We start from the raw sequence: 22,873 nt of genomic DNA on the forward strand, positions 1-22,873 counted from the left end.
TTTTATTCCTTCTTTTCAGATTTTACTGCCAATAACAATGCCGACGCCCGTTTGCTCCAATTATTATCATCAGCCAATACCGACAATCTGGATTTATAGGATTTATCGTCCTTTGTGAGCAAAGCATCGTCAATCGCTTTTGACAAAGACTCTACGGAATCACCTCGAAACACTTCAGGATAGCGCACGCATTCAAGCATTTCAGAAGTAACAACAACTGGCTTCTCAAGAGCAAAATACTCGAATAATTTAAGAGGCGATGTTGTTCTGGCTATCTCCCCTGGCTTAAATGGAATAAAGCAAACATCAAACATTCTTGCATAGGCCGGGAGCACTTTGTAGTCAATTGACCCCATATAGAGAACATTCTCTAACTCAGGCAAGCAATCAGCGCCACCATAGTAATCAGGGCCAATAAAAACAAACCCAACATCAGTGCGCTGAGAGATCAGTTCCTTAATTACGTCATACCATAACCAAGGAGCTAGAGCGCCAAAGTATCCAACAATCTTTTTGTATTTCCCTCGAAATTCCAAAAGCGTATCTGGCAGAACAAAACTCCTATGCGATTCACTTCTGTAGTGAATGGTATCCACCCCATTCGGAACAAAAATAACCTTTTCCTCGCCTACTGCTTGGACGGCCTCCTCATACAATTTCTGAGCTGATGCAACCACATAGTCAGCCCCACCAGTAAAAGCAAAATTCTTTAGCGAGAGAAGACGCTTAATATTTTCATCGTCACCCGATATTTCTGGATCAATATGATCTATGTATTCATAAATAAGCGTGCCACGTGCACCTTTTCTCAAAAGGCGTTCGGCAGAATTTGAATATGCTGTGGAATATACAGACCTGATAACACCATCTATCAGATCGACTTCATCTCTATTTGAGATCCAGACATTATTCTCAACCTCTCTAAAACCATTAACATCGTCTGCTGTCCAATTATCTGTACGATAGATAACCAGATAACCCAGCCGAGCCAATGCAACGGCCATATGTTGAGGTCTTTGATAAAGAGGAACATTCCAATCGATAACAACCTCTTGGATGAATATTCCTTTATATTGTTTTCTTTTGGAAAGCACTTCTTCAGAGAATCTATCCCAACTTAAATCACAATCCTTCTCAACCTTATTTTCTAAAAGAATTTTGTTCCTGGAATATTTAGAGATTTCGTACGCTGGACGCTCTATCATCTTCCTAACAAATCCAGGTAATGCAAAGAAAGTAGCTCTAGCGATTTGATAAATATATTTATTCTTATTTCCATAAACATCAGCACACAGTCTCAGCGGCCGGGTTAGCCTCCAGGACTTAGAGTTAAGCATCGCATGAACTCGTCCCGATTCGATTGAAATATCACGAGCTAAGCTTGCCTGAGAATCACGGAGAGTCGCTATCTCCTTATCCAACAACGCAATCTTCTCCTCGAATTCAGAATTCTCCTCTTCTCTCGATGAGACCTTCAACTCCAACTCTTCTAGCTTTTTTTCTTTTTCTTGAAGAATCTCATGCAATCTATGCGCCTCAATTTTCAAATCGGAGATAACCGCCTCTAAATCCCATGTATTCTGATTTAACCCCTTTGATGAAGCACACAAAGCATCATCACTCCCACTTTCTAATTTAGTGTCCTGTTTATTTACATCAGCTATTCCGCTCTCCATCATTTCCTCTCTCCTCTTTTTTATCTCTTCAACACCAACCTTGCATCGGCCAAAGCTAGCAATTATAGATGGTGAAAAATATCCAGGACTGCACGACAAATCATCTATAGCGCTTATTAGCGCCTGGGATTCAAATACGGAAACATCCTCTCGTACTCCTGTGATTCTGAGCACACGAACAGCCTCGCTCAGGATATTTTTCCTTATCGGACTCAATCCTCTAGATACAGCTATGAATCGCTCCCACACCACATCTTGATCAAAATTTATACGTGCAATATCTCTAAGAGAATCAATGGAATCTTCCGAAATTTCCTGTAGTTGCTGGTGAAAAGTATCGGCATCGATATTTTTTAAATTTCTCCCAGAAAAATTAGACGCCCTTGCTTTCTCAAGAAGATGAGGAGTAATTATGCCTTTAAGACCATCGTATCCCACCAATGCGACGGTCTTTTGAGCAGCAATACCCTCAAGTGCAACTCGCCCCATACCGGCAACACCAGCATACTGGCGCATGAGTGCCTGTACCCTTACACTGGAACCATAAAAATCCACAAACGCCTGGAGACCTGCATTATTCAATCGATTTTGCAGATCGTCCTTCGCAGGCCCATCTCCAACGATCAACAAACCAGGAATTCCTGCAGAGGAGGCTTTCACAGCAAAATCAAAAATTCCATTAATTTTCTGAGAATCCAATCGACTAACAAGGCACCATCTGAGATCCTGTGTGCTGCAGTCGCTTTCCAATCTATTCCTCTTGGAGAATCCAACTCCATTGGGCACGACACTCAATCGTTCAGCATTCACATACGGAGCAGCCATTGACTGCACCTCATCTGAAACACATACGACAGAAGAGGCATTTGGAAGGATAATCGATTTCAAGAGAAAATCATAAAATGGCCCACTATATCCAGACAATGATGCTGGGCCATGGAGGGTGATAATTAGTGATATCCCCTCTTCTTCCGCCGCCAAAAAACTTGGTATTAAGGAATTAAACGGATGAGCATGGATCAAATCAATTGATTTCTCTTGAATAATTTTTCTGATGTCATCTACCAGTTCAATCAGCTGATTAGAGTTGATGGCAGCACTAATATTCAAATCTCTGCAGACTGACGCAACTCCCTGAGGCAAAAGCACATCACTAAATTGCGTGCCCACTGCAAGATGGACTTTATACCCATTCTTCACAAAATACAATATTTCGCTCTGAATATGGGTTTCCAATCCGCCAATTGTAAACTGCTCCGTTATTATAAGAACGGACTTCATGCCTCAATCCCCACAACTTTAGCGCTTGATTTCAGCATGGCTATACCGCTCCCCATCAAGCGTATTTGATCAACCTTAATAATTATTGCATCAGTTTTTCTATCCAGATACGCCATATCTCCATGAGAGATAGCCTCAGCTATTGCCAATGTAATGAAATATGACCCAGGACAAAGGCTCAATTCAATATCAAAGCTAAAAACCAGCTTAGTCCCCTTACGTGCGTTCACCTGATTACAATCATGGTAAAGCGTACTGGTTCCAAAGGCCGAAACACCTTCAACTGTGCGAATCAGAATTCCCGCCTGAATTTCCTCGACAGATTTTAGAACATCTACCTCGAATTGGACGATTGCTTTATCACCTGTATAAAAAACCTCAGAAACTTCACCGACAGAGTTATACATCCCCCAGTTACTTATAACAGCTCTAAGTCCGTCTTTTTCTTGGAAAGAACCGTCATCATCTTGTGACTTCTCTATATGATTGTCATCCGCAAGAATAATAGAGGAAGCTTTATCCACGGCTTGGCGGGAACTCTGATTCATATAGCGAAGATAAGAACGCTCGTCAGAATAAAGCAGGGCGTGATATTGATCAACGATCTCTTTTGCAGGTCCCACCCCATGTACTTCTCCTTTATGCAGAAGCACTCCTCGCTGACAAAACTTCTCAACTGTCGCAGTTGAGTGTGTTACCAAGAGAATGGAGCAGCCGTTGCCCCGAAGCCTCTCAATATAATCAAAGCATTTCCGCTGAAATTTCTCATCGCCAACTGAAAGCGCCTCGTCGACAATTAATATTTGCGGAGATATGCAAGCCTGAACAGCAAATGCCAATCTGACAACCATACCGCTGGAGTATGTTTTGACAGGCTGATCAAGATGCAGCCCAATATCTGCAAAAGACGCTATGTTATCAAAATGACTATCCATCTGCTCTCGGCTCAAACCTAGTATTGTGCCGTTCAGATAGACATTATCTCTTCCTGTGAATTCCGGGTTGAATCCAGAGCCAAGCTCTAAAAGAGCCGTTAATATTCCATTAGTTTTTATTTCACCTGACGTGGGAGCCAGGGTACCTGCAATAATTTGCAGCAAAGTACTTTTACCGCTACCATTACGGCCCAATATACCAATTGTCTCCCCCTTACCCACAGAGAAAGACACATTACGTAGTGCCCAGAATTCCTCAAAATATTGCTTGGATCTTAAGGAAAAAAATTGCAGTAACCTATCTTTAGGATCTGCATACATTTCATATCGTTTCGATATATTAGATACAGAGATCGCTATATCAGAGGACATCTGCAAATCCTTTTCGTGTCTTCTGGAACCAGAAATATCCTAGAAGAAAGATAATAAACGAGTAAAGCATCTGCATAGCCCATTCAACCCACGCAACTGTTTTATTCCAGAGGAGCACCCCACGCGCTTCTTCAATCAACCAAGAAAGTGGATTCATTTGCATCAACGATTGATATTTCACTGGCAACGACTCCGTCGCGTAAAACAATGGAGTCATAAACATCAAAATTGTGACTAGTATTACAACAATTTGCGACACATCTCTTAAATAAACACCCAAAGAAGATAAGAACCAAGATAATCCGATGACCAAAAAAATCAAAGGCATTATTATTACCAGCAAATATAGAGACTCAATACTTGGCAGTCCAAACAAATATATATAAAAGAACAACCAGACCAACAGACTAACAAGAAAATGAAAAAAAGCGGCCCCTACTGTCACTAACGGGAGAATCTCTAAGGGAAAAATTAATTTCTTCACGTAATTAATATTCCCAACTATTAATAACGGGGCACGCGTCACACATTCTGAGAAAAGATTAAATATTATCAACCCCGAAAACAGCGTCAATGCAAATTCTGCTTGAGATCCACTACCGCCCGGCCATTTCGATTTAAAAACGACACCAAACACAAATGTGTATACTGCCAGCATAAGCACAGGATTGAAAAATGACCATAGCAATCCCATCACAGACCCCTTATAGCGTCCGACGATCTCTCTTTTCGTCAGAGCAATAATTAGATCCTTGTTTCTAGTAACAACCCTAATCAACTCAACCACAGACAAAGAATTGCCACTCATTTTCAAAAGCCTTCGGATACTTATAAATCTATCGCAAGCCTGATGCATGCGGAAAAAATACTATTTCGTTTTACTCTAGAATATTCCTGCACGCCCATACGCATCATCGAAACGAATGATGTCATCCTCTCCCAAATAATCTCCCGATTGGACTTCAATTATTTCCAAAGGAAAATCTCCAGGATTCTTAAGCCTATGTATTTCCTCTAGACCAATATACGTGGACTCATTTTCACGCAATAGAAACTTCTCTTCGCCCTTGACAACTTCAGCAATACCTTTCACAACAATCCAATGTTCTGCGCGATGACAATGCTTTTGCAGACTCAAGCTTGCACCGGGGTTTACAACGATTCTTTTTACGTTAAATCGATCACCACGTTCTAAGCTGTCATACCAACCCCAAGGACGATGGACTTTTCGATGCGAATGAGCTAATCCATGGCCTTCGTCACCAAGATCAACAACTAATTTTTTTATTTCCTGGGTGTGATCTTTTTTCACGACCAAGACAGCATCCGCCGTTTCTACAACGACAATATTTTCCAGTCCAACTCCTGTAACAAGCCGTCCATTGGAGACCAGAAAAGAATTCCTGCAATTGGACTGAACCGCGTCACCCATCAATGCATTTCCCTGATCATCTCTTTCTTTTGCCTCCCACAAAGCATCCCAAGTTCCCAAATCGGACCATCCTGCATCTAAAGGGACTACTTGGGCCTTGACACCTACTTCAGGCATCATCGGTAATCGTTCCATCACGGCATAGTCGATAGAGTCTGAAGGACAGGATAGGAATGCATCTGCACCCGGCCTGATAAAATCAAGATCATGCCTCGCGCCGTTCATCGCAATCTTACAAGCAGCGAGAATATCCGGTCGGAATTTTTCCATCAATTCCAACCATATACTGGAACGCATCATAAAGACTCCGCTGTTCCAAAGGTAATTTCCATTTTCAATATATTGACGAGCTAACTCTGCGGTAGGCTTTTCGGCAAAGCTCTCGATCAATAATGCTCCTGATTCACTGGTATCTCGGTACCGTATATAGCCGTATCCTGTTTCAGGACGACTAGGAGAAACTCCAAATGTAACTACAGAAGCCCCACATGCTTCGGTATATGCCTGCTCCACAGCCGCATGGAAAGCAGGCTTGTTGGAAACCATATGATCCGCAGGCATTGCCAGCAAAATTGGATCCTCATCGCTAGCGCAAGCATAAAGAGCCGCAATAGTCAAGGCAGGTGCAGTGTTACGTCCTGCTGGTTCCAAAAGGATGGGGCACCGCTCAACACCAATCTGCATAAGTTGGCTTGCTAATAAAAAGCGGTGCTGCTCGTTACACACCAGTACCGGGACGGAGGCCTGCGGTATGTGTGTCGCCAGTCCTTTCAGACGAGTGACAGTTTGCTGCAGCATGCTCCGGTCTTCCATCAAGGTGAGAAACTGCTTGGGATAGGTTTCCCGGGAGAGCGGCCAGAGTCGAGTGCCCGATCCTCCGCAAAGAATGATAGGAAGCAGGGGATGACTCATGACGAAGTCTCGCCGGGCGAAGGTGAACGACGCAAATCCTCAGCATCAGCCTCCAGCATTGCCAACCGCTGGTTCAGCCGCCGCACATCGCGCTCGATGCGGGTGTTGACCATGTCGGCATGCAAGGCCTTGATGAGCAGGACGATGCTGGCCAGCAGCAGCAGCATGGCCGGTGGATAGCTGATGCCCAGCACCGCTGCCAGGCGGTTGATCATCCCGGGCCAGACGCCCAGCACGACGGCGGCAACGGCAACGACCACCCAGAACAGGCCGTGCATGAGGTAGAGATGGTCGCGCCGGATCAAGTACAGGATCAGCGCGGCCAACCCTATGCCCATGAAAGTCGTTGTTACCTGAAGGGAAGCCATATTGATAATCAGAAGCTACCGAATGAAAGCATTCGGTTGATGCAGGGCACGGCCGAAACCAGCGCTATTGCCGTATGAAACGGTCCAAACCACCCAGGGAATACGTAAAACCTCCCATTGTAGGTTCCGCATCATGTTCCGAAGTCGCTTCCCCTTCTCGTTTCGCCCTGGCCTTGACAGGGATGTGGCACCGTATTTCACAGCTCCTGCAGAAGCGGCAGGATCAAGCCTTGGTGACAGACGAGGTTCCTGCAGCACTACACTGAAGCATTGACCTGATGCACCTGCCAAGCACTGTTGCTTGCGTGCACCCTCATATATGCCATCTGCCACCACCCAGCTCCTGGTCATAGACCCCCAGAACGACTTCTGCGATCTGCCTGAGGACTGGTGTCCTGGCGGACTACGTCCCAGCCTTCCCGTGGCGGGCGCCCATGCCGACATGCAGCGGCTTGCCGGTTGGATACGGCGCGAGGGGGCGAGAATTGACGCCATCACGGTGACGCTGGACTCGCACCAGCGCTATGACATTGCCCACCCCGCCTTCTGGCAGCAGGGCGATGGCAGCCATGTGGCACCGTTCACCGCGATCACGGCGGCGCAGGTGCGAGCGGGGGTGTTCCGGCCGCGCAACGCCGGGGCGCTGCAGCGCAGCCTGGCCTATCTGGATGCACTCGAAGCCAACAGCCGCTACACGCTGATGGTCTGGCCCGTGCACTGCGAAGTGGGCAGCTGGGGCCACGGTATCCATGCCGATGTGCTGGCGGCCTGCGGCGACTGGCAGCAGCAGCGCCAGCGCGCCGTGTACAACGTTTTCAAGGGGCTCAATCCCTGGACCGAGCATTACAGCGCCCTGCAGGCCGAGGTGCCGGACCCGGCCGATCCGGCGACCTTGCTGAACACTGCCTTGCTGGAGCGGCTGGGCCAGGCAGACATACTGGTGGTCGCGGGCGAGGCGAGCAGTCACTGCGTGCGCTCCACGGTCGAGCATCTGGTCGAGCACCTTCCCCATCCTGAGCGCATCGTGCTGATGCACGACGCCATGAGCCCGGTGCCGGGCTTCGAGTCCGCGCACCATGATTTCCTGGCAGCCATGCAGGCCCGCGGATTGCGGCTGGCCTCCAGCCAAGAACTCCACCTGTAGGGGCGGACCGCCTTCACGCGCGCAGCCCCCTTTCCTGTTTCCCCAGCATCGCACCATGGCTCCCATCATCACCAGCCTGCTCGACACCGATCTCTACAAATTCACGATGTGGCAGGCCATGCTGCACCGCAATCCCCAGACCGAGGCCGAATACGAATTCGTCTGCCGCACGAAGACGGCCTTCCCGCTGGCCGAGCTGCTGCCCGAGGTGGAGCGCGAGCTGGACGCCCTGTGCGCGCTGCGCTTCACGCCCGAAGACCTGGCCTACCTGGGCGGGCTGCGCTTCATGAAGAGCGACTTCATCGACTTTCTGCGCATCTTCCAGTTCCAGCGCGCCTTCATCCGTGCCTGGGCCGATGGCGACACCCTGCACATCGAGGCCAAGGGCCCCCAGGTCCATGTGATGGGCTTCGAGATCTATGTGCTGGCCATCGTCAACGAGCTGTATTTCCGGCGCTTCGACGCGGAGGCGGCGCTGGCCGAAGGCCGCAGGCGCCTGGCCGGCAAGATCGAGCGCCTGCGCCACCTGGCCTGCGAGGCCAGGCTGCGCAATCCCTTCGAGCTGTTCGACTTCGGCGTGCGCCGGCGCTTCTCGGGCGCCTGGCAGCGCGAGGTGGTCCAGGCCTTTGCCACGCAGACGGCGCAGTGGTTCAAGGGAACGTCCAACGTGCTGCTGGCGCGCGACTTCGGCATCGTGCCCATAGGCACCATGGCCCATGAGTACCTGCAGAGCTACCAGGCCCAGGGCGTGCGCCTGCGCGACTTCCAGATCGCCGCGCTGGAGGACTGGGTGCAGGAGTACCGGGGCGACCTGGGCGTGGCCCTGACCGACACCGTGGGCATGGATGCCTTCCTGGCCGATTTCGACATGTACTTCGCCAAGCTCTTCGACGGGCTGCGGCACGACTCGGGCGACCCGTATGCCTGGGGCGAGAAGGCCATCGCCCACTACCAGAAGCTGCGCATAGACCCCCAGGCCAAGCGCCTGGTGTTCTCCGACGGCCTGGACCTGGACACGGCCCTGGCCCTGTACCAGCGCTTTGCCGACCGCATACAGCTGGGCTTCGGCATCGGCACGCGGCTGACCAACGACATGGGGCTGGAGACCATCAACATCGTGATGAAGCTCACCCACGCCAACGGCCAGCCCGTGGCCAAGATCTCGGACTCGCCGGGCAAGACGCTGTGCAACGACGAAACCTATCTGGCCTATCTGCGCCAGGTCTTCGGCCTGGCCCAGCCTGTCGCCGTCTGACACCGCCTGACACCGCCAAGGCTCCATTCATGCTGCGCATCACCATCGCCCAACTCAACCCCACCGTCGGCGACATCGCCGGCAACGTGGCCCGCATGGCCGAGGCCGCTGCCCGCGCCGCGCACGCGCAGGCCGACCTGCTGGTCTTTCCTGAGCTGTCGCTGTGCGGCTACTACCCTGGCGACCTGCTGGACGAGCCCGCCTTTCGCGAGCGCCTGGAGCAAGGCTTGCAGCAGCTGCTGCAGGCCACGCGCCAGTGGCCGCAATTGCACTGGGTCATCGGTGCGCCCACGCGTGCCAGCGGGCCCGGCAAGCCGCTGCACAACAGCCTGCTGGTGCTCAAGGACGGCGCCGTTCGCCTGCGCTACGACAAGCAGCTGCTGCCCACCTACAACATCTTCGACGAGCGCCGCCACTTCGAGCCCGGCCCCGACGCGGCCAAGGTGCTGCGCATAGGCCAGGCCCAGGTGGGTTTTCTGGTGTGCGAGGACGGCTGGAACGACGCCGGTGCCGACTACGCCACCAACCCCTTCGCGCGCATGGCCGACGCCGCGCCCGACCTGGTGGTCAGCATCAACGCCAGCCCCAGCCACCTGGGCAAGCGCGAACAGCGCCACGAGATCTTCGGCCAGGCGGCCACGCGCCACGGCCTGCCCATCCTCTACGTGAACCAGATCGGCGGCCAGGACCAGATCGTGTTCGACGGCGCTTCCTTCGCGGTGGAGCCCGGGCGCGGCGTGGTCTTCGAGGCCGAGCGCTTCGTGGAGGACCTGCGCACGCTGCAGTTCGGCGACGGGCGCTTCCTCGACGCAGCCGGCCAGCCCTGCATGAGCGTACCGGCCGCAGGCCTGCCCACCATGGAGTTCTACCGCCGCCAGATCGTGCTGGGCCTGCGCGACTATGCGCGCCGCTGCGGCTTCACGCGCGCGGTGGTCGGCAGCTCGGGCGGCATCGACAGCGCACTGACCCTGGCCCTGGCGGCCGAGGCCCTGGGCGCGGACAACGTGGTGGCCGTCACCATGCCTTCGCGCTTTTCGTCGAGCGGCTCGGTCGATGACTCGGTGATCCTGTGCCGCAACCTGGGCATCACGCTGCACGAGCACCCGATCCGCGAACTGGTCGACGGCTATGCGCGCCAGTTCGAGGCCAGCTTCGGCCAGCCGCTGCAGGGCCTGCCGCTGGAGAACCTGCAGGCACGCATCCGCGGCACCACGCTGATGGAGTACTCCAACGCCTTCGGCCACCTGCTGCTGACCACGGGCAACAAGTCCGAGATCTCGGTGGGCTACTGCACGCTGTATGGCGACACCAACGGCGGCCTGGGCCTGCTGGGCGATCTGTACAAGACCGAGGTCTTCGAGCTGTCGCGCCACATCAACCACAGTGCGGGCCGAGAGCTGATTCCCCAGGCCATCATCGACAAGCCGCCCTCGGCCGAGCTGGCACCCGACCAGAAGGACGAGGACAGCCTGCCGCCCTATGCGGTGCTGGACGAAATCCTCAAATACGCCATCGAGGGCCGGCACCTGTCCACCGCCGAATACGGCACGGCCGAGCGCTTTGTGACCCAGCTGCTGGGCCAGCCCGGCGGGGCCGAGCTGGTTGACCGCGTCAAGCGCATGATCTTCCGCAGCGAGTACAAGCGCCGCCAGGCCCCGCCCATACTGCGCGTGCGCCCGCGCGCCTTCGGCACCGGCCGCCAGATGCCAATTGCCGCCCACTACGAATGAAGCCAGAGTGAAGCCACCGAGCCTGTTTATGCAAGAGACTGCCGCCATGGACGCCCCCACCGAAACCCCGGCCACCAGCGAGCGCGTGCACACCGCCGTGCTGATCGGGCGCTTCCAGCCGCTGCACAACGGCCACATGGCCCTGCTGCGCGCGGCGCTGGAGCGTGCCGAGCAGATCGTCGTCGTGCTGGGCAGCGCCTGGCAGGCGCCCAATCCCAAGAATCCCTTCAGCTGGCAGGAGCGCGCGCAGATGCTGCGCGAGGCGCTGCCGCCCGCGGACGCGGCCCGCCTGCACTGCGTGCCCGTGCGCGACTACTACAACGAGCCGCTGTGGGTACAGGCCGTGCAGCAGGCCGTGCAGTCCTGCGTGCCCGAAGGCGCCAGCGTGGCCCTGGTCGGCCATTTCAAGGACGCGACCAGCGGCTACCTGGCGCGCTTTCCGCGCTGGCAGCTGATCAGCCTGCCGCGCCTGGGCCAGTTCGACGCCACGCCGCTGCGCGACATCTACTTCGGCGAATCCGGCGTGGACTTCGAGGCCCTGGCCGCCCAGGTGCCGCCCGCCACCCTGCAGTTCCTGCGCCAATGGGCCACCACGCCCGTCCATGCGCAGATGTGCGAGGAATGGCGCATGCTGGCCCGGTACCGCCAGGCCTGGGCTGCGGCGCCCTACCCGCCCGTCTTCGTGACCGTGGACGCACTGCTGCGCTGCCGCGTGCCGCACGAAGACGCGCAACAGGACCACATCCTGCTGATACGCCGCGGCCATGCCCCGGGCCTGGGCCTGTGGGCGCTGCCGGGCGGCTTCCTGGAGCCGCGCGACACGCTGTGGCAGTCCTGCCTGCGCGAGTTGCGCGAGGAGACCTGCTCCACGCTCAGCGAGGCCGACCTGCAGGCGGCCCTGCAGTCCGTGCAGGTCTTCGACCATCCCGACCGCAGCCTGCGCGGACGCACCATCACCCATGTGCACTATCTGGACCTGGGCGTGCTGCCCTCGCTGCCGCCCGTGCAGGGCGGCGACGATGCGGCACTGGCGCGCTGGGTGGCCGTCTGCGACCTGCCCGCCATGGAAAGCGCGTTCTTCGAGGACCATTTCCAGATCCTGCGCCAGTTCCTGCCCCTTCCGGTGCAACAGCCCCTGGCGGACACGGCCGTGAAAATCGGCTAAAACCGGAGATTGCGGCGCCATCTTGCGCCGCAATACCGTTTTTCCGGGCTCCCCGTGTCCCCCCGCGTTTGAATGACTACCACCCTACAGATCCGACCCGCCACCCCCGATGACGCCGAGCTCATCGTCCGCTTCGTGCGCGAACTCGCCGTCTATGAAAAAGCCGAGCATGAAGTCCTGGCCACGCCAGAGCATGTGAAGCGCACCCTGTTTGCCGACAACCCCGCCGTCTTTGGCCTGATCTGCCTGCATGGCGACCAGCCCGTGGGCTTTGCGGTCTACTTCTTCAACTACTCGACCTGGCAGGGCCGCCACGGCCTGTACCTCGAAGACCTCTACGTCACGCCCGAGGCGCGCGGCCTGGGCGCGGGCACGGCGCTGCTGCGCCGCCTGGCGCAGATCGCCGTCGAGAAGGACTGCGGCCGCTTCGAGTGGAGCGTGCTCGACTGGAACCTGCCCTCCATCGAGTTCTACGACCGCCTGGGCGCCCTGCCCCAGACCGAGTGGATCCGCTACCGCGTGACCGGCGACACCCTGCTGGAGATGGCACGCGAGCCGGGCTGAGGCCGGCCCCCTTTGTCTGCCTACTCGGGCTCCACGCCCTGGCGCACGGCCTGCTCGACCACCTCGCGCGTCAGCGTGGGCACGAAGGTCTCGATGAAGGCATAGGCATAGCCGCGCAGCCAGGCGCCCTTGCGCAGGCCCAGCCGCGTGGTGTTGACCTCGAACAGGTGGCCGGCGTCCAGCGTGCGCAGGCCCTGGTCGCGCTCGGCATCCAGCGCCACCGAGGCGACGATGCCCACGCCCATGTCCAGCTCCACATAGGTCTTGATCACGTCGGCGTCCATGGCCGTGAGCACCACGTCGGGCTCCAGGCCCTCGCGCGCAAAGGCCTCGTCGATGTGGGCGCGGCCCGTATAGCCCTGCTCGTAGGTGATGATGGGAAAGCGCGAAAGCGCCTCCAGCGTCAGCGCATGCTGCGACTGCAGCAGCGGGTGGCCGGGCGGCACGACCACGCCATGCGTCCAGCGGTAGCAGGGCAGCGCGACCAGGCCTTCATAGCCGGCCAGCGCCTCGGTGGCCACGCCGATGTCGGCCTCGCCGCTGCGCAGCATCTGCGCCACCTGCTCGGGCGAGCCCTGGTGCAGGTGCAGGCGCACCTGCGGATAGCGCTGGCGGAAGTCGCGCACCACATGGGGCAGCGCATAGCGGGCCTGGGAGTGGGTGGCGGCAATCGACAGCCGGCCCTGCTCGCTGGCGCTGAAGTCGGCGCCCACGCGGCGCAGGTTGTCGGCCTCCAGCATCAGGCGCTCGACGATGGGCAGCAGCGCCTCGCCGGGCGGCGTCAGCCCGGTCAGCCGCTTGCCTGCGCGGATGAAGATCTCCACGCCCAGTTCTTCCTCCAGTTCGCGGATCTGCCGGCTCACGCCGGGCTGGGAGGTGTGCAGCGTGTGGGCCACCTCGGTCAGGCTGTAGCCGCGGCGCACGGTTTCGCGCACATAGCGCAGTTGCTGGAAGTTCATGGGCAAGGCTCCGCCCGGGGCCGGTGCGGCCCGGGCCTGTGGAAGGCAAAAGCAGGAAGGAAAGAGAGAGGGGAACGGCGAGAGGCTTCAGGCCGAACAGGCCACGGCCGGCTCATCCGGGGCATCGGCCGCTGCCTCGCGGGGCAGCTCCAGCAGCTCGATCAGATTGTCTGCGGGGTCGCGCGCATAGCAGCGCCGGCCCTCGCTCACGGGCGCCACCTCCAGCGCCAGGCCGCCGTGCACCAGCAACTGCTGGCGCAGCGCATCCACGTCGCTGACCGTCAGCGCCAGGTGTACCAGGTTGCCCGCCGCGCGCTCGGTGCCGCCGGACTGCCCCTTGTAGGGCACCAGATCGATGCGCTGCCCGCCGGCCAGAAAGCTCAGGCCCGGACGCCCGGCAACGGTCAGGGCAGACAGGCCCAGCACTTCGCCATAAAAGCGCTCCATGGCCGCCTGGGCGCGCGCCGGGAAGGACAGCTGGACATGGTGGACGCCACAGACGATGGCCACGCCCGGCTTCATGGCAGTGCGGCCGGCAAGAGGGGAAGGCCAGGCGGGGCGTGTGGTGTGGGTCATCGAAGCGTCTCGGAAAAGAATCAGCAGCCCGAATGCTGCTGCAGGCCATTGTCGAGACAAGTCGAAAAAACCAAAAATAATAAAAATTCAGTCTGTTATTTCTAAATCATCTCAAGAGATCGAACGCCGGTGGTCGGCACGGCGCGCCAGCCACTCGCCGCCGAACTGCAGCACCGACACCAGGGCCACCAGGATGACGATGACCTCGAACATCACGCGCGTCTCATAGCGCTCGTAGCCGTAGCGGATGGCCAGGTCGCCCAGGCCGCCCGCCCCCACGGCGCCCGCCATGGCCGAGGCATTGACCATGGCGATCACGCTCACGGTCATGCCGCCGATCAGGCCCGGCAGCGCCTCGGGCAGCAGCACCTGGCGCACGATCTGCGGGCGGCGCAGGCCCATGGCGCGCGCCGCCTCCACCAGGCCGCCGTCCACTTCGCCCAGGCTCACCTGGGCGATGCGCGCAAAGAACGGAATCAGGTTGGCCGACAGCGGCACCACCGCCGCCCAGGTGCCCAGCGTGGTGCCCACGATGGCGCGCGTCACCGGCAGCAGGGCCACCAGCAAGATGATGAAGGGAATGGCCCGGCCGATGTTCACCGCCGCCGACAGCCCCCGGTACAGGCGCGGCCTGGCGTAGAGCCCGCCCGGCGCCGTGGTGTGCAGCACGATGGCCAGCGCCAGCCCGGCAACGATGGCGATCAGCGAGGACGCGCCCGCCATCAGCAGGGTTTCCAGAATGGCCTGCAGGTATTTATCGAGCGGGGGCAGGGACATGGCCAAGCAGTTGCAGTGAATCGGCGCCCAGCGCCTGTTGAAGGGAAGACAGCGCGTCCGGCGAGAGCGGGGAGAGCGACGACGGCAGATCCTGCACCGGCACGCCCACCAGCAGGCGGCCCTGCGAACGCCCGCGCATGCAGTCCAGCCCGCCCTGCAGCAAGCGGGCACGCGGGCCCAGCACCTGGAGCTGCGCCAGCGGCAGGCCCTGCTGGCTGCCGCCGTCGGCCCATCCGATGGCCAGCACGGCGACGGCCTCCGGGCCATCGGCCTCTGCCACCAGTTCCAGGTCGGCCGCCAAGGCCTGCCGCAGCGGCCGCAGCAGCGCACGCGCCGCCTCCGAGCGCGGTGCCGCAAACAGCTGCCAGACCCCGCCGATCTCCTGCAGCCGGCCCTGGTCCAGCACCAGCACGCGGTCGCAGACCTCGCGGATCACGGCCATGTCGTGCGTGATGAGCACGATGGTCAGCCGCAGCTTGCGGTTGATCTCGCGCAGCAGCTCCAGGATGGACTGCGTGGTCTCGGGGTCCAGGGCCGAGGTGGCCTCGTCGCACAGCAGGATTTCGGGCTCGTGCACCAGCGCGCGCGCAATGCCCACGCGCTGCTTTTGCCCGCCCGAGAGCTGGGCCGGATAGGTGCCGCTCTTGTCCGCCAGCCCCACCAGAGCCAGCAGCTCGTCCACCCGCGCGCGGACAAGCGCGGGCCGCCAGCCCGCGGCCTGCAGCGGCAGGGCCACGTTCTCGTACACCGTGCGCGAGGACAGGAGGTTGAAGTGCTGGAAGATCATGCCGATGCGCCGGCGCAGCGCCACCAGCGCGTCCTCGTCCAGCGTGGCGACATCGGTGCCGTCCACCAGCACGCGGCCGCTGCTGGGCCGCTCCAGCGCATTGATGGTGCGCAGCAGCGTGGATTTGCCGGCGCCGCTGCGGCCGATGATGCCGAACACCTCGGCACGCGCCACCTCGAAGCTCAGCGCCTGCAGCGCGTGCACGGGCTCGCCCGCGCTCCTTCCCGCGCCCCTGCCCGTTCCCGGGTAGTGCTTGCGCACGCCCTCGAAGACGATGTGCGGCCGCTGCAGCGCATCGATTGCATGGGGCTCGCCGGCCGCCGCCTGTTCCACCTTCATTGCCTTACACGCCTCAGAAGGCCGGCAGCACCGAGCCCTGGTACCTGCTCACGATGAACTGGCGCACGGGCTCGGACTGGTAGGCGCGCAGCAGGGCCGCGACCCAGGGTGCAGCGCGGTCGCGCTCGTGCACGGCAATGATGTTCACGTAGGGATTGCGCTCGCGCCTTTCGACGGCAATGCCATCGCGCGTGGCGATCAGCCCGGCCTGGTAGGCAAAGCTGTTGACGATGGCCGAGGCATCGAGATCGTCCAGCGAGCGCGCCAGCACCACCGAGGCTGCCTCCACCAGCTGCACCTTCTTCTGGTAGCTGGCGATGTCGGCCAGGCCCGCCGTGCCCTTGAAGGGGTCGAAGCCCTCGCGCAGCTTCAGGATGCCCTGGTCCTGCAGCACCACCAGCGCGCGCGTCTGGTTGCTGGGATCGTTGGGAATGCCCAGGCGCGCGCCAGCGGGCAGGTCGGCCAGGCGTTTGTGCTTTTTCGAATAGAAGGCGATGGGCGAGATGTAGGTGTCGCCCGCCGCCACCAGCCGGTAGCCGCGCTGCTGGTTCTGGTCGCGCAGGAACGGCACATGCTGGAAGGAGTTGGCCTCGATGTCGCCGTTGTTCAGCGCCTCGTTGGGGCTGGCCGCGCCGCTGATGACCACGGGCTTGACCTGCAGCCCCTGCTCGCGTGCCACGCGGGTCACCACCTCCCAGATTTCCTCATCCACGCCGCCGCGCACGCCCACGCGCAGTGGGCCGGCCTGCGCGGCGCGGATGGCGCCTGACATCGCCGCCACCGAGGCCCCCGCCGCCAGGCCCCGCAGAAATACTCGCTTGTCCATCGCACAGTCCTTTCAAGAATCAACAGGCACCGATCAACAGGAATCGATCAATAGGCACCGGGGTGCAACTCACGGCCAGCGGCGCGGGCCTGGGCCTGCAGGCGGGCGAAATGCTCGGGATAGAAGCGCTGGGCCACATCCAGGTGGGAGCGCACGCGGCCCTTGAGCGCGTTCTCGCCCACATGGCTGAACAGCGGGTTGTCCGGGTCGCTCTGCGGCCCCGTGGCCAGCACGGCCAGCTCGGGCGGCAGGGTCAGCAGCGGGACCTGGCCCAGGTCCAGGCGCGGCGCCAGGAAGTAGGCGATGGAGTAGCGCTGCACGCCCGCGCGCGGCACCAGCACGCGATGCACGTTGGCGCGCAGATAGCCGTTGGTGGCCAGCTCCAGCATCTCGCCGATGTTGATGACGAAGGCCCCGTCGCGCGGCGGCACATCGACCCAGCCGGCCGGCGTCTCCACCTGCAGCCCGCCCACCTCGTCCTGCAGCAGCAGGGTCAGCAGGCCGCCGTCCTTGTGCGCGCCCACGCCCTGGCCTGCTGCGCCCAGCTCGCTGCCCGGGTAGTGGATGATCTTGATGCGGTGCGCAGGCAGGCCGCTGACCAGGGCGTCCAGCGCGCCCTCGGGCAGCTGCAGCGCGGCCACGAAGTGGCGCAGCAGCTCCAGCGCCACGCCATGCGCTGCCGCCTGCCAGGCCAGCACCTCCTCGCGGAACCCGGGCAGGGCCTGCGGCCACTGGTTGGGGCCTTGCAGCCCCTTCCAGTCCGGCACGCCGGGGCCTGCGGGAATCTCGGGCGATTCCTCGCCCAGGTCGATCTGCTCGCGCTGGTCGGGCCGCTGGCGCGTGATCTCCATGCCCACGGCCGTATAGCCCCGGAAGTGCCGCGTGTTGGCAATGGCCAGTGCCTGCTTGTCCGCCAGCGGCTGCGCAAAGAATTCGCGCGCGCGCCGCTGTATGCCCTGCCATGCGTCCCGGCCTATGCCGTGCCCTTCCAGGTAGAAGAAGCCGGTGTCGCGCGCCGTGCGCGCCAGCTGGCGCAGCGCCTGGGCCTGCGTGGCCGGGTCGCGCAGGGCCTGCAGATCGATGACGGGCAGGGCCGGGGTTGCCGCTGTGGCGGCGGGCGCGTCGAGAGTGGATGCTGTCAAGGTGCTCATGCTGTGCTGCCAGGGAAGGGGGAAGGAAGGGACGCTCAGGCCGCCAGGCGCTGATCGCGGTCTTGTTCGCGTTCGGCAGCCAACACCGCATGGCCCTGCGCCTGCTCCAGCGCCTGCGCCAGGTCGGCCAGCAGGTCCTGCGGATGCTCTATGCCGATGGACAGGCGCACCAGCCCGGGCGCAATGCCCACGCGCGCCAGCTCCTTGTCGCTGAGCAGGCTGTGCGTGGTCTCGGCAGGAATGGCGGCCAGCGACTTGCTGTCGCCGATGTTGACCAGGCGCAGGAACAGGCGCAGCGCGTCATAGAAGGCGCGTGCCGCCTGCCGGCCGCCGCGCAGCTCGAAGCCCAGCAGCGCCGGCACATGCCCGCCGCGCAGCTGGCGCAGGGCCAGCGCGTGGTCGGCGTGGCCGCTCTGGCTGGCGTGGTGTATGCGCTCCACCAGCGGATGGCGCTGCAGGAAATCGATCACGGCCAGCGTGTTGCGGCTGGCGCGCTCCTGGCGCAGGCCCAGCGTCTCCAGGCCCTGCAGCAGCAAGAAGGCGCTGTGCGGCGCCAGCGCCGCGCCGCAGTTGCGCAGCAGCACGGCACGGGCCCGCGCGATGAAGGCGCGGTCGGGAAATTTCTCGGTGAAGACAAAGCCCTGGTAGGCCGGCTCGGGCGCGCTGAACTGCGGGTAGCGCCCCGCGTGCGCCACCCAGTCGAAGCGGCCGCTGTCCACGATCAGCCCGCCCAGCACATTGCCGTGTCCGCCGATGGCCTTGGTGGCCGAATGCACGACGATGTCGGCGCCCCAGTCGAAGGGCCGCAGCAGCAGCGGCGAAGCCACGGTGTTGTCCACCACCAGGGCCACGCCGGCCGCATGGCTGATATCGGCCAGCTGGCGCAGGTCGGCAATGCCGCCCGATGGATTGCCCACGGACTCCACGAACACGGCCTTGGTGCGCGGCCCTATCGCCCGGTGCAACGCCTGGAAATCATCCTTGGCCACGGCCGTGCTCTGCACGCCGCGCGAGGCCAGCACATGGGCGATGAAGTTGTGCGTGCCGCCATACAGCTGCGAGGCCACGACCACATGGTCGCCCGCACTGGCCAGCGTGGCCAGCGCCACGTCGATGGCGGCCATGCCCGAGGCCAGGGCCAGCGCGGCCACGCCGCCTTCGAGAGCCGCAATGCGCTGCTCCAGCACCGCCAGCGTGGGGTTGGCCGTGCGCGAATACACATCGCCCTCCTCCACCAGGCCGAACAGGTTGGCGCCGTGCTGGGCGCTGTCGAACACGAAGGAGGTGCTTTGGTAGATGGGCACGGCCGCGCTGCGCTGCTGCTCTCGCCCCCGGTAGCCGGCGTGCAGGGCCTGGGTGTCCTGCTGCCACAGCGCATCGCTGGCTGCGTCGTGCGGGGCGGACTCGGTGCCGGTCGCTGAGGTCATGCATGGACTCCGTATGAGTGGTCGATGCAGCCCATTATTCGAAGCCCGCGCCCTGCGCACTACGAAGAAAAACGCGTTCGCTTATTCGGTTTGCGCATGTCGCCGGGCCGCGCCCTTCCTAGTTGCCACGCACATATGGATGCGCGTTTTGCGTCGTTGGAAACACGGCACTCAGCGGACAGCATCGGCAGTCCCGAAACTGCTTTGGAGGGAGTTCCATGACCCGCAAGACCCAGACCGAGATCGACAGGACCCAGGACAGCCGCTGCGCCCATGGCGCCGATTGCGGTGCTTTCGGGGCGCTCGATGCTCCCAAGGCGACCGAGCCCTCGCTCTCGCGCCGCACCCTGATCCGCGCCGGCGCCGCAGCCGGCGCGCTGGGCTCGGCCGCCTGGTTCAGCGGCCGCGCCGGGGCGCAGCCGCGCCAGAAGATCACCTTTGCCTGGAGCCAGGCCAGCTTCTGCCATTCGCCCATTCCCGTGGCGCTGGAGCGCGGCTTCTTCGAGCGCAACGGCCTGGACGTAGAACTGCTGAACTGGGGCGGCTCGGCCGACCAGTTGCTGGAGGCGCTGGCCACGGGCAAGGCCGATGCGGGCGCGGGCCTGATCCACCGCTGGATCAAGCCGCTGGAGGCGGGGCTGGATGTCAAGCTCATCGGCAGCGTGCACGGCGGCTGCCTGCGCCTGGTCGGCCTGAAGTCGGCCGGCGTCACGCTGGACCCCAGCACGCTCAAGGGCAAGACCATCGGCGTGGCCGATCTCAACAGCCCGGCCAAGCAGTTCTATTCCATCCACCTGGCCAAGCGCGGCCTGGATGTGGACAAGGACATCGAATGGCGCGTCTACCCGGCCGACCTGCTGGATGTGGCCGCCAAGAAGGGCGAGATCCAGGCCATTGCCGACGGCGACCCGAATCTCTACCTGATCGAAAAGCGCAACCCCGGCACCTTCCTCGAACTGGGCAACAGCGCCAAGAACGAGTACGCCGAAAGCATTTGCTGCGTGATCGGCGCAGGCGCAAAGTTCGCCCGGGCCAACAAGCCCGCAGCGGCCAGCGTGGTGCGCGCGCTCACCCAGGCCTCTGACTACATCGCCGAGAACCCCAACGAAACGGCGAAGATCTTTGCCAAGTACTCGCCCAAGGTGCCCGTCGAGGACCTGCAGCGCCTGCTGGCCGAGCTGACCTTCAAGCACCATCCGCACGGCAAGCCGCTGCGCGACGAGGTCCAGGCCTTTGCGGCCGACTTCCGCACGGCCGGCGTGCTCAAGAAGCAGACCGACCCTGGCCGCTTTGCCAGCCACATCACGCTGGACGTCCTCGCATGAGCACCGCAAGACCACGCTGGCGCCTGGGCGCCACGGATGCCGCACCCGGCCTGGAACGGGAACAGGCGCAGGGCACGCGCAAGGCAGGCCCCTGGCGCACCGGCCTGCTGGCCGCCGCCGCCTGGGCCGGCCTGGGCATGCTGACCCTGCTGTGGCCCAACAAGGAGATCGGCTTCAGCGAATGGGCATTCACGCAGGAGTTCGGCATTGCCGCCCTGGCCGTGGCCCTTTTGCTGCTGGCATCGGCCGTGCTGCCTGTGCGACCCGTACGGGCAGCACGGCGCATCGACCGCTGGCTGCGCCCGGCCGGTGCCTGGCTGGTGGCGGCGCCGCTGCTGCTGGCGCTGTGGGAGACGCTGACAGCCAAGCTCGGCGCGCTGCCGCCGCCGTTCTTCGCTCCACCGCAAAGCCTGATCGACGTGGTGCACGAGGACTGGCAGCGCCTGGGCCTGTCCACGCTGTATTCGCTGCGGCTGCTGCTCAACGGCATCGTGTTCGGCGCGGTGATCGGCTTTCTCACGGGCGTGTGGATAGGCTGGTCGCGCATCGCGGGCTACTGGGTGCATCCGCTGCTGCGCTTCCTGGGGCCGGTGCCCGCCTCGGCCCTGCTGCCGCTGGCCTTTTTCTTCGCGCCGTCGAGCTACTCGGCAGCCGTGTTCCTGGTGGCGCTGGCCACGTTCTTTCCGGTGGCCGTGCTGACCTGGTCGGGCGTGGCCTCGGTCAGCAAGAGCTACTACGACGTGGCGCGCACGCTGGGCGCATCGCCCTGGTTCCTGGTGCTGCGCGTGGCCATCCCGGCCGCCCTGCCCCAGGTCTTCGTGGGCCTGTTCATGGGGCTGGGCGCCTCGTTCTCGGTGCTGATCACGGCCGAGATGATGGGCGTGAAGGCCGGCCTGGGCTGGTATCTGCAGTGGGCCCAGGGCTGGGCAGCCTACGCCAACATGTACACGGCGCTGCTGGTCATGGCCGTGCTGTGCTCGGGCCTGATCACGCTGCTGTTCACCGTGCGCGACCGCACGCTGTCATGGCAGAAGGGAACCGTCAAATGGTGATTGCCGCAGAACATGCCGCCAACGCCGCAGCCACGCCCGCCATCGCCGGGGCGGCCCTAGCCGGGGCGGCCATCGATGTGCAGGCCGTCAGCCACTGGTTCGGCCAGGGACAGGGCGCGCTGCAGGTGCTCGACGAGGTCAGCCTGCAGGTACGGCCCGGCGAGTTCGTCGCCCTGCTGGGCCCCAGCGGCTGCGGCAAGTCCACGCTGCTGCGCCTGGTGGCCGGGCTGGACGCGCCCACGGCCGGCGCCGTGGCGCAGGACGGCACGGCCATCACCGAGCCCGATCCCTCGCGCATCGTCGTCTTCCAGGACCCCACGCTGTTTCCCTGGCGCACGGTGCGCGGCAACGTGGCCCTGGGCCTGCAGGCACGCGGCCTGCTGGACATCCAGGCCCACCGCATCGACGAGGCCCTGCGCCTGGTGGGACTGGAGGATTTTGCGGACAGCCATCCCCACCAGCTGTCGGGCGGCATGGCCCAGCGCGCGGCCCTGGCGCGCGCCCTGGTCAACGACCCGCGCCTGCTGATCCTGGACGAACCGCTGGGCAAGCTCGACTCGCTGACGCGGCTGGCCATGCAAAGCGAGATCCTCAAGATCTGGCAGCGCGCAGGCTTTTCCGTGCTGCTGGTCACCCACGATGTGGAAGAGGCCCTCTTCCTGGCCCACCGCGTGCTGGTCTTCAGCCAGCGGCCCGCCCGCATCGTGGCCGAGATCGATGTGGACCTGCCCTATCCGCGCCAGCGCGGCCATGCCCGCCTGTCCGAGCTGCGCCACGAGGCCCTGCGCCACCTGGGCCTGGACCAGACCTGGTAGCGCCC

20 protein-coding genes are annotated in these 22,873 nt (G+C 61.2%); 8 read left to right on the forward strand and 12 right to left on the reverse strand.

Features of this window, described 5'->3' with window-relative positions; translation table 11 throughout:
* Window positions 1-2: 2 nt before the first annotated feature.
* The 5 genes from ACF8LI_RS27785 to ACF8LI_RS27805 all read right to left on the reverse strand — a co-directional run bounded on the left by ACF8LI_RS27785 (window position 3) and on the right by ACF8LI_RS27805 (window position 6,976).
* Window positions 3-2,957, reverse strand: a complete 2,955-nt coding sequence (locus tag ACF8LI_RS27785; RefSeq protein ID WP_392414638.1) for a glycosyltransferase family 4 protein — start codon at window positions 2,955-2,957, stop codon at window positions 3-5.
* Window positions 2,954-4,264 carry an ABC transporter ATP-binding protein gene (locus ACF8LI_RS27790; RefSeq protein WP_392414639.1) on the reverse strand — a complete coding sequence of 437 codons (1,311 nt, stop codon included), beginning with the start codon at window positions 4,262-4,264 and terminating at the stop codon, window positions 2,954-2,956. Before ACF8LI_RS27790 ends, ACF8LI_RS27785 begins: the two co-directional genes overlap by 4 nt.
* Complete coding sequence (locus ACF8LI_RS27795) at window positions 4,254-5,072, reverse strand: ABC transporter permease (RefSeq protein ID WP_392414640.1); 819 nt, start codon at window positions 5,070-5,072, stop codon at window positions 4,254-4,256. The genes ACF8LI_RS27790 and ACF8LI_RS27795 overlap by 11 nt, the downstream gene beginning before the upstream one ends.
* 75 nt (window positions 5,073-5,147) lie before the next feature.
* Window positions 5,148-6,608: a mannose-1-phosphate guanylyltransferase/mannose-6-phosphate isomerase gene (locus tag ACF8LI_RS27800; protein ID WP_084027311.1), complete on the reverse strand. Its 1,461-nt coding sequence runs from the start codon at window positions 6,606-6,608 to the stop codon at window positions 5,148-5,150.
* Complete coding sequence (locus ACF8LI_RS27805) at window positions 6,605-6,976, reverse strand: DUF2304 domain-containing protein (protein ID WP_096913978.1); 372 nt, start codon at window positions 6,974-6,976, stop codon at window positions 6,605-6,607. The genes ACF8LI_RS27800 and ACF8LI_RS27805 overlap by 4 nt, the downstream gene beginning before the upstream one ends.
* A gap of 319 nt (window positions 6,977-7,295) precedes the next feature.
* On the opposite strand from ACF8LI_RS27805, the gene ACF8LI_RS27810 reads away from it, so the two are divergent.
* The 5 genes from ACF8LI_RS27810 (at window position 7,296) to ACF8LI_RS27830 (ending at window position 12,834) form a co-directional block, all read left to right on the forward strand.
* Window positions 7,296-8,120, forward strand: coding sequence for a cysteine hydrolase (locus ACF8LI_RS27810; RefSeq protein WP_392414641.1), 825 nt, complete (start codon window positions 7,296-7,298; stop codon window positions 8,118-8,120).
* A 55-nt stretch (window positions 8,121-8,175) separates the two neighbouring features.
* The gene (gene pncB / locus ACF8LI_RS27815) at window positions 8,176-9,375 is read left to right on the forward strand and encodes a nicotinate phosphoribosyltransferase (protein ID WP_012207404.1); all 1,200 of its coding nucleotides are present in this window, start codon (window positions 8,176-8,178) and stop codon (window positions 9,373-9,375) included.
* 29 nt (window positions 9,376-9,404) lie between these two features.
* Entirely contained in the window at window positions 9,405-11,105 is a 1,701-nt protein-coding gene (locus ACF8LI_RS27820; RefSeq protein ID WP_343739332.1) for an NAD+ synthase, read from the forward strand.
* 46 nt (window positions 11,106-11,151) lie between these two features.
* Window positions 11,152-12,270: a bifunctional nicotinamide-nucleotide adenylyltransferase/Nudix hydroxylase gene (locus ACF8LI_RS27825; RefSeq protein WP_333905495.1), complete on the forward strand. Its 1,119-nt coding sequence runs from the start codon at window positions 11,152-11,154 to the stop codon at window positions 12,268-12,270.
* Window positions 12,271-12,342: 72 nt separating this feature from the next.
* Window positions 12,343-12,834, forward strand: coding sequence for a GNAT family N-acetyltransferase (locus ACF8LI_RS27830; RefSeq protein WP_012207407.1), 492 nt, complete (start codon window positions 12,343-12,345; stop codon window positions 12,832-12,834).
* A 20-nt stretch (window positions 12,835-12,854) separates the two neighbouring features.
* On the opposite strand, the gene ACF8LI_RS27835 is transcribed toward ACF8LI_RS27830, so the two are convergent.
* The 7 genes from ACF8LI_RS27835 to ACF8LI_RS27865 all read right to left on the reverse strand — a co-directional run bounded on the left by ACF8LI_RS27835 (window position 12,855) and on the right by ACF8LI_RS27865 (window position 19,676).
* The gene (locus tag ACF8LI_RS27835) at window positions 12,855-13,793 is read right to left on the reverse strand and encodes a CysB family HTH-type transcriptional regulator (RefSeq protein ID WP_043822171.1); all 939 of its coding nucleotides are present in this window, start codon (window positions 13,791-13,793) and stop codon (window positions 12,855-12,857) included.
* Between the two features lie 87 nt (window positions 13,794-13,880).
* Window positions 13,881-14,369 (reverse strand): VOC family protein, encoded by a 489-nt coding sequence (locus ACF8LI_RS27840; RefSeq protein ID WP_392414642.1) that lies wholly within the window; start codon window positions 14,367-14,369, stop codon window positions 13,881-13,883.
* Between the two features lie 111 nt (window positions 14,370-14,480).
* Window positions 14,481-15,146: a methionine ABC transporter permease gene (locus tag ACF8LI_RS27845; protein WP_392414643.1), complete on the reverse strand. Its 666-nt coding sequence runs from the start codon at window positions 15,144-15,146 to the stop codon at window positions 14,481-14,483.
* Window positions 15,124-16,272, reverse strand: a complete 1,149-nt coding sequence (locus ACF8LI_RS27850) for a methionine ABC transporter ATP-binding protein (RefSeq protein WP_392414644.1) — start codon at window positions 16,270-16,272, stop codon at window positions 15,124-15,126. The genes ACF8LI_RS27845 and ACF8LI_RS27850 overlap by 23 nt, the downstream gene beginning before the upstream one ends.
* Before the next feature lie 13 nt (window positions 16,273-16,285).
* Window positions 16,286-17,098, reverse strand: coding sequence for a MetQ/NlpA family ABC transporter substrate-binding protein (locus ACF8LI_RS27855; protein WP_012207412.1), 813 nt, complete (start codon window positions 17,096-17,098; stop codon window positions 16,286-16,288).
* Window positions 17,099-17,145: 47 nt separating this feature from the next.
* Window positions 17,146-18,249: an isopenicillin N synthase family oxygenase gene (locus ACF8LI_RS27860; protein WP_047326487.1), complete on the reverse strand. Its 1,104-nt coding sequence runs from the start codon at window positions 18,247-18,249 to the stop codon at window positions 17,146-17,148.
* Window positions 18,250-18,284: 35 nt separating this feature from the next.
* Window positions 18,285-19,676, reverse strand: a complete 1,392-nt coding sequence (locus tag ACF8LI_RS27865) for an O-acetylhomoserine aminocarboxypropyltransferase/cysteine synthase family protein (RefSeq protein ID WP_392414645.1) — start codon at window positions 19,674-19,676, stop codon at window positions 18,285-18,287.
* Between the two features lie 218 nt (window positions 19,677-19,894).
* On the opposite strand from ACF8LI_RS27865, the gene ACF8LI_RS27870 reads away from it, so the two are divergent.
* Genes ACF8LI_RS27870 through ACF8LI_RS27880 form a run of 3 tightly spaced genes read left to right on the forward strand, consistent with a single transcriptional unit; the run spans window position 19,895 to window position 22,868 of the window.
* Window positions 19,895-21,001 (forward strand): ABC transporter substrate-binding protein, encoded by a 1,107-nt coding sequence (locus ACF8LI_RS27870; RefSeq protein WP_392414646.1) that lies wholly within the window; start codon window positions 19,895-19,897, stop codon window positions 20,999-21,001.
* Complete coding sequence (locus ACF8LI_RS27875; RefSeq protein WP_013800719.1) at window positions 20,998-22,053, forward strand: ABC transporter permease; 1,056 nt, start codon at window positions 20,998-21,000, stop codon at window positions 22,051-22,053. Before ACF8LI_RS27870 ends, ACF8LI_RS27875 begins: the two co-directional genes overlap by 4 nt.
* Window positions 22,047-22,868, forward strand: coding sequence for an ABC transporter ATP-binding protein (locus ACF8LI_RS27880; RefSeq protein WP_392414647.1), 822 nt, complete (start codon window positions 22,047-22,049; stop codon window positions 22,866-22,868). The genes ACF8LI_RS27875 and ACF8LI_RS27880 overlap by 7 nt, the downstream gene beginning before the upstream one ends.
* Window positions 22,869-22,873 lie beyond the last annotated feature (5 nt).

Origin of the sequence: Delftia sp. WSY_12, assembly GCF_043104645.1 — a bacterium.
GTDB lineage: Bacteria > Pseudomonadota > Gammaproteobacteria > Burkholderiales > Burkholderiaceae_C > Comamonas > Comamonas tsuruhatensis.

Bases quoted from the DNA above. Each gene is read 5' to 3' on its own strand.
- ACF8LI_RS27785 (WP_392414638.1), bottom strand. From the start codon at position 2,957: ATGAAGTCCGTTCTTATAATAACGGAGCAGTTTACAATTGGCGGATTG.
- ACF8LI_RS27790 (WP_392414639.1), bottom strand. From the start codon at position 4,264: ATGTCCTCTGATATAGCGATCTCTGTATCTAATATATCGAAACGATAT.
- ACF8LI_RS27795 (WP_392414640.1), bottom strand. From the start codon at position 5,072: ATGAGTGGCAATTCTTTGTCTGTGGTTGAGTTGATTAGGGTTGTTACT.
- ACF8LI_RS27800 (WP_084027311.1), bottom strand. From the start codon at position 6,608: ATGAGTCATCCCCTGCTTCCTATCATTCTTTGCGGAGGATCGGGCACT.
- ACF8LI_RS27805 (WP_096913978.1), bottom strand. From the start codon at position 6,976: ATGGCTTCCCTTCAGGTAACAACGACTTTCATGGGCATAGGGTTGGCC.
- ACF8LI_RS27810 (WP_392414641.1), top strand. From the start codon at position 7,296: ATGCCATCTGCCACCACCCAGCTCCTGGTCATAGACCCCCAGAACGAC.
- pncB (WP_012207404.1), top strand. From the start codon at position 8,176: ATGGCTCCCATCATCACCAGCCTGCTCGACACCGATCTCTACAAATTC.
- ACF8LI_RS27820 (WP_343739332.1), top strand. From the start codon at position 9,405: ATGCTGCGCATCACCATCGCCCAACTCAACCCCACCGTCGGCGACATC.
- ACF8LI_RS27825 (WP_333905495.1), top strand. From the start codon at position 11,152: ATGGACGCCCCCACCGAAACCCCGGCCACCAGCGAGCGCGTGCACACC.
- ACF8LI_RS27830 (WP_012207407.1), top strand. From the start codon at position 12,343: ATGACTACCACCCTACAGATCCGACCCGCCACCCCCGATGACGCCGAG.
- ACF8LI_RS27835 (WP_043822171.1), bottom strand. From the start codon at position 13,793: ATGAACTTCCAGCAACTGCGCTATGTGCGCGAAACCGTGCGCCGCGGC.
- ACF8LI_RS27840 (WP_392414642.1), bottom strand. From the start codon at position 14,369: ATGACCCACACCACACGCCCCGCCTGGCCTTCCCCTCTTGCCGGCCGC.
- ACF8LI_RS27845 (WP_392414643.1), bottom strand. From the start codon at position 15,146: ATGTCCCTGCCCCCGCTCGATAAATACCTGCAGGCCATTCTGGAAACC.
- ACF8LI_RS27850 (WP_392414644.1), bottom strand. From the start codon at position 16,272: ATGAAGGTGGAACAGGCGGCGGCCGGCGAGCCCCATGCAATCGATGCG.
- ACF8LI_RS27855 (WP_012207412.1), bottom strand. From the start codon at position 17,098: ATGGACAAGCGAGTATTTCTGCGGGGCCTGGCGGCGGGGGCCTCGGTG.
- ACF8LI_RS27860 (WP_047326487.1), bottom strand. From the start codon at position 18,249: ATGAGCACCTTGACAGCATCCACTCTCGACGCGCCCGCCGCCACAGCG.
- ACF8LI_RS27865 (WP_392414645.1), bottom strand. From the start codon at position 19,676: ATGACCTCAGCGACCGGCACCGAGTCCGCCCCGCACGACGCAGCCAGC.
- ACF8LI_RS27870 (WP_392414646.1), top strand. From the start codon at position 19,895: ATGACCCGCAAGACCCAGACCGAGATCGACAGGACCCAGGACAGCCGC.
- ACF8LI_RS27875 (WP_013800719.1), top strand. From the start codon at position 20,998: ATGAGCACCGCAAGACCACGCTGGCGCCTGGGCGCCACGGATGCCGCA.
- ACF8LI_RS27880 (WP_392414647.1), top strand. From the start codon at position 22,047: ATGGTGATTGCCGCAGAACATGCCGCCAACGCCGCAGCCACGCCCGCC.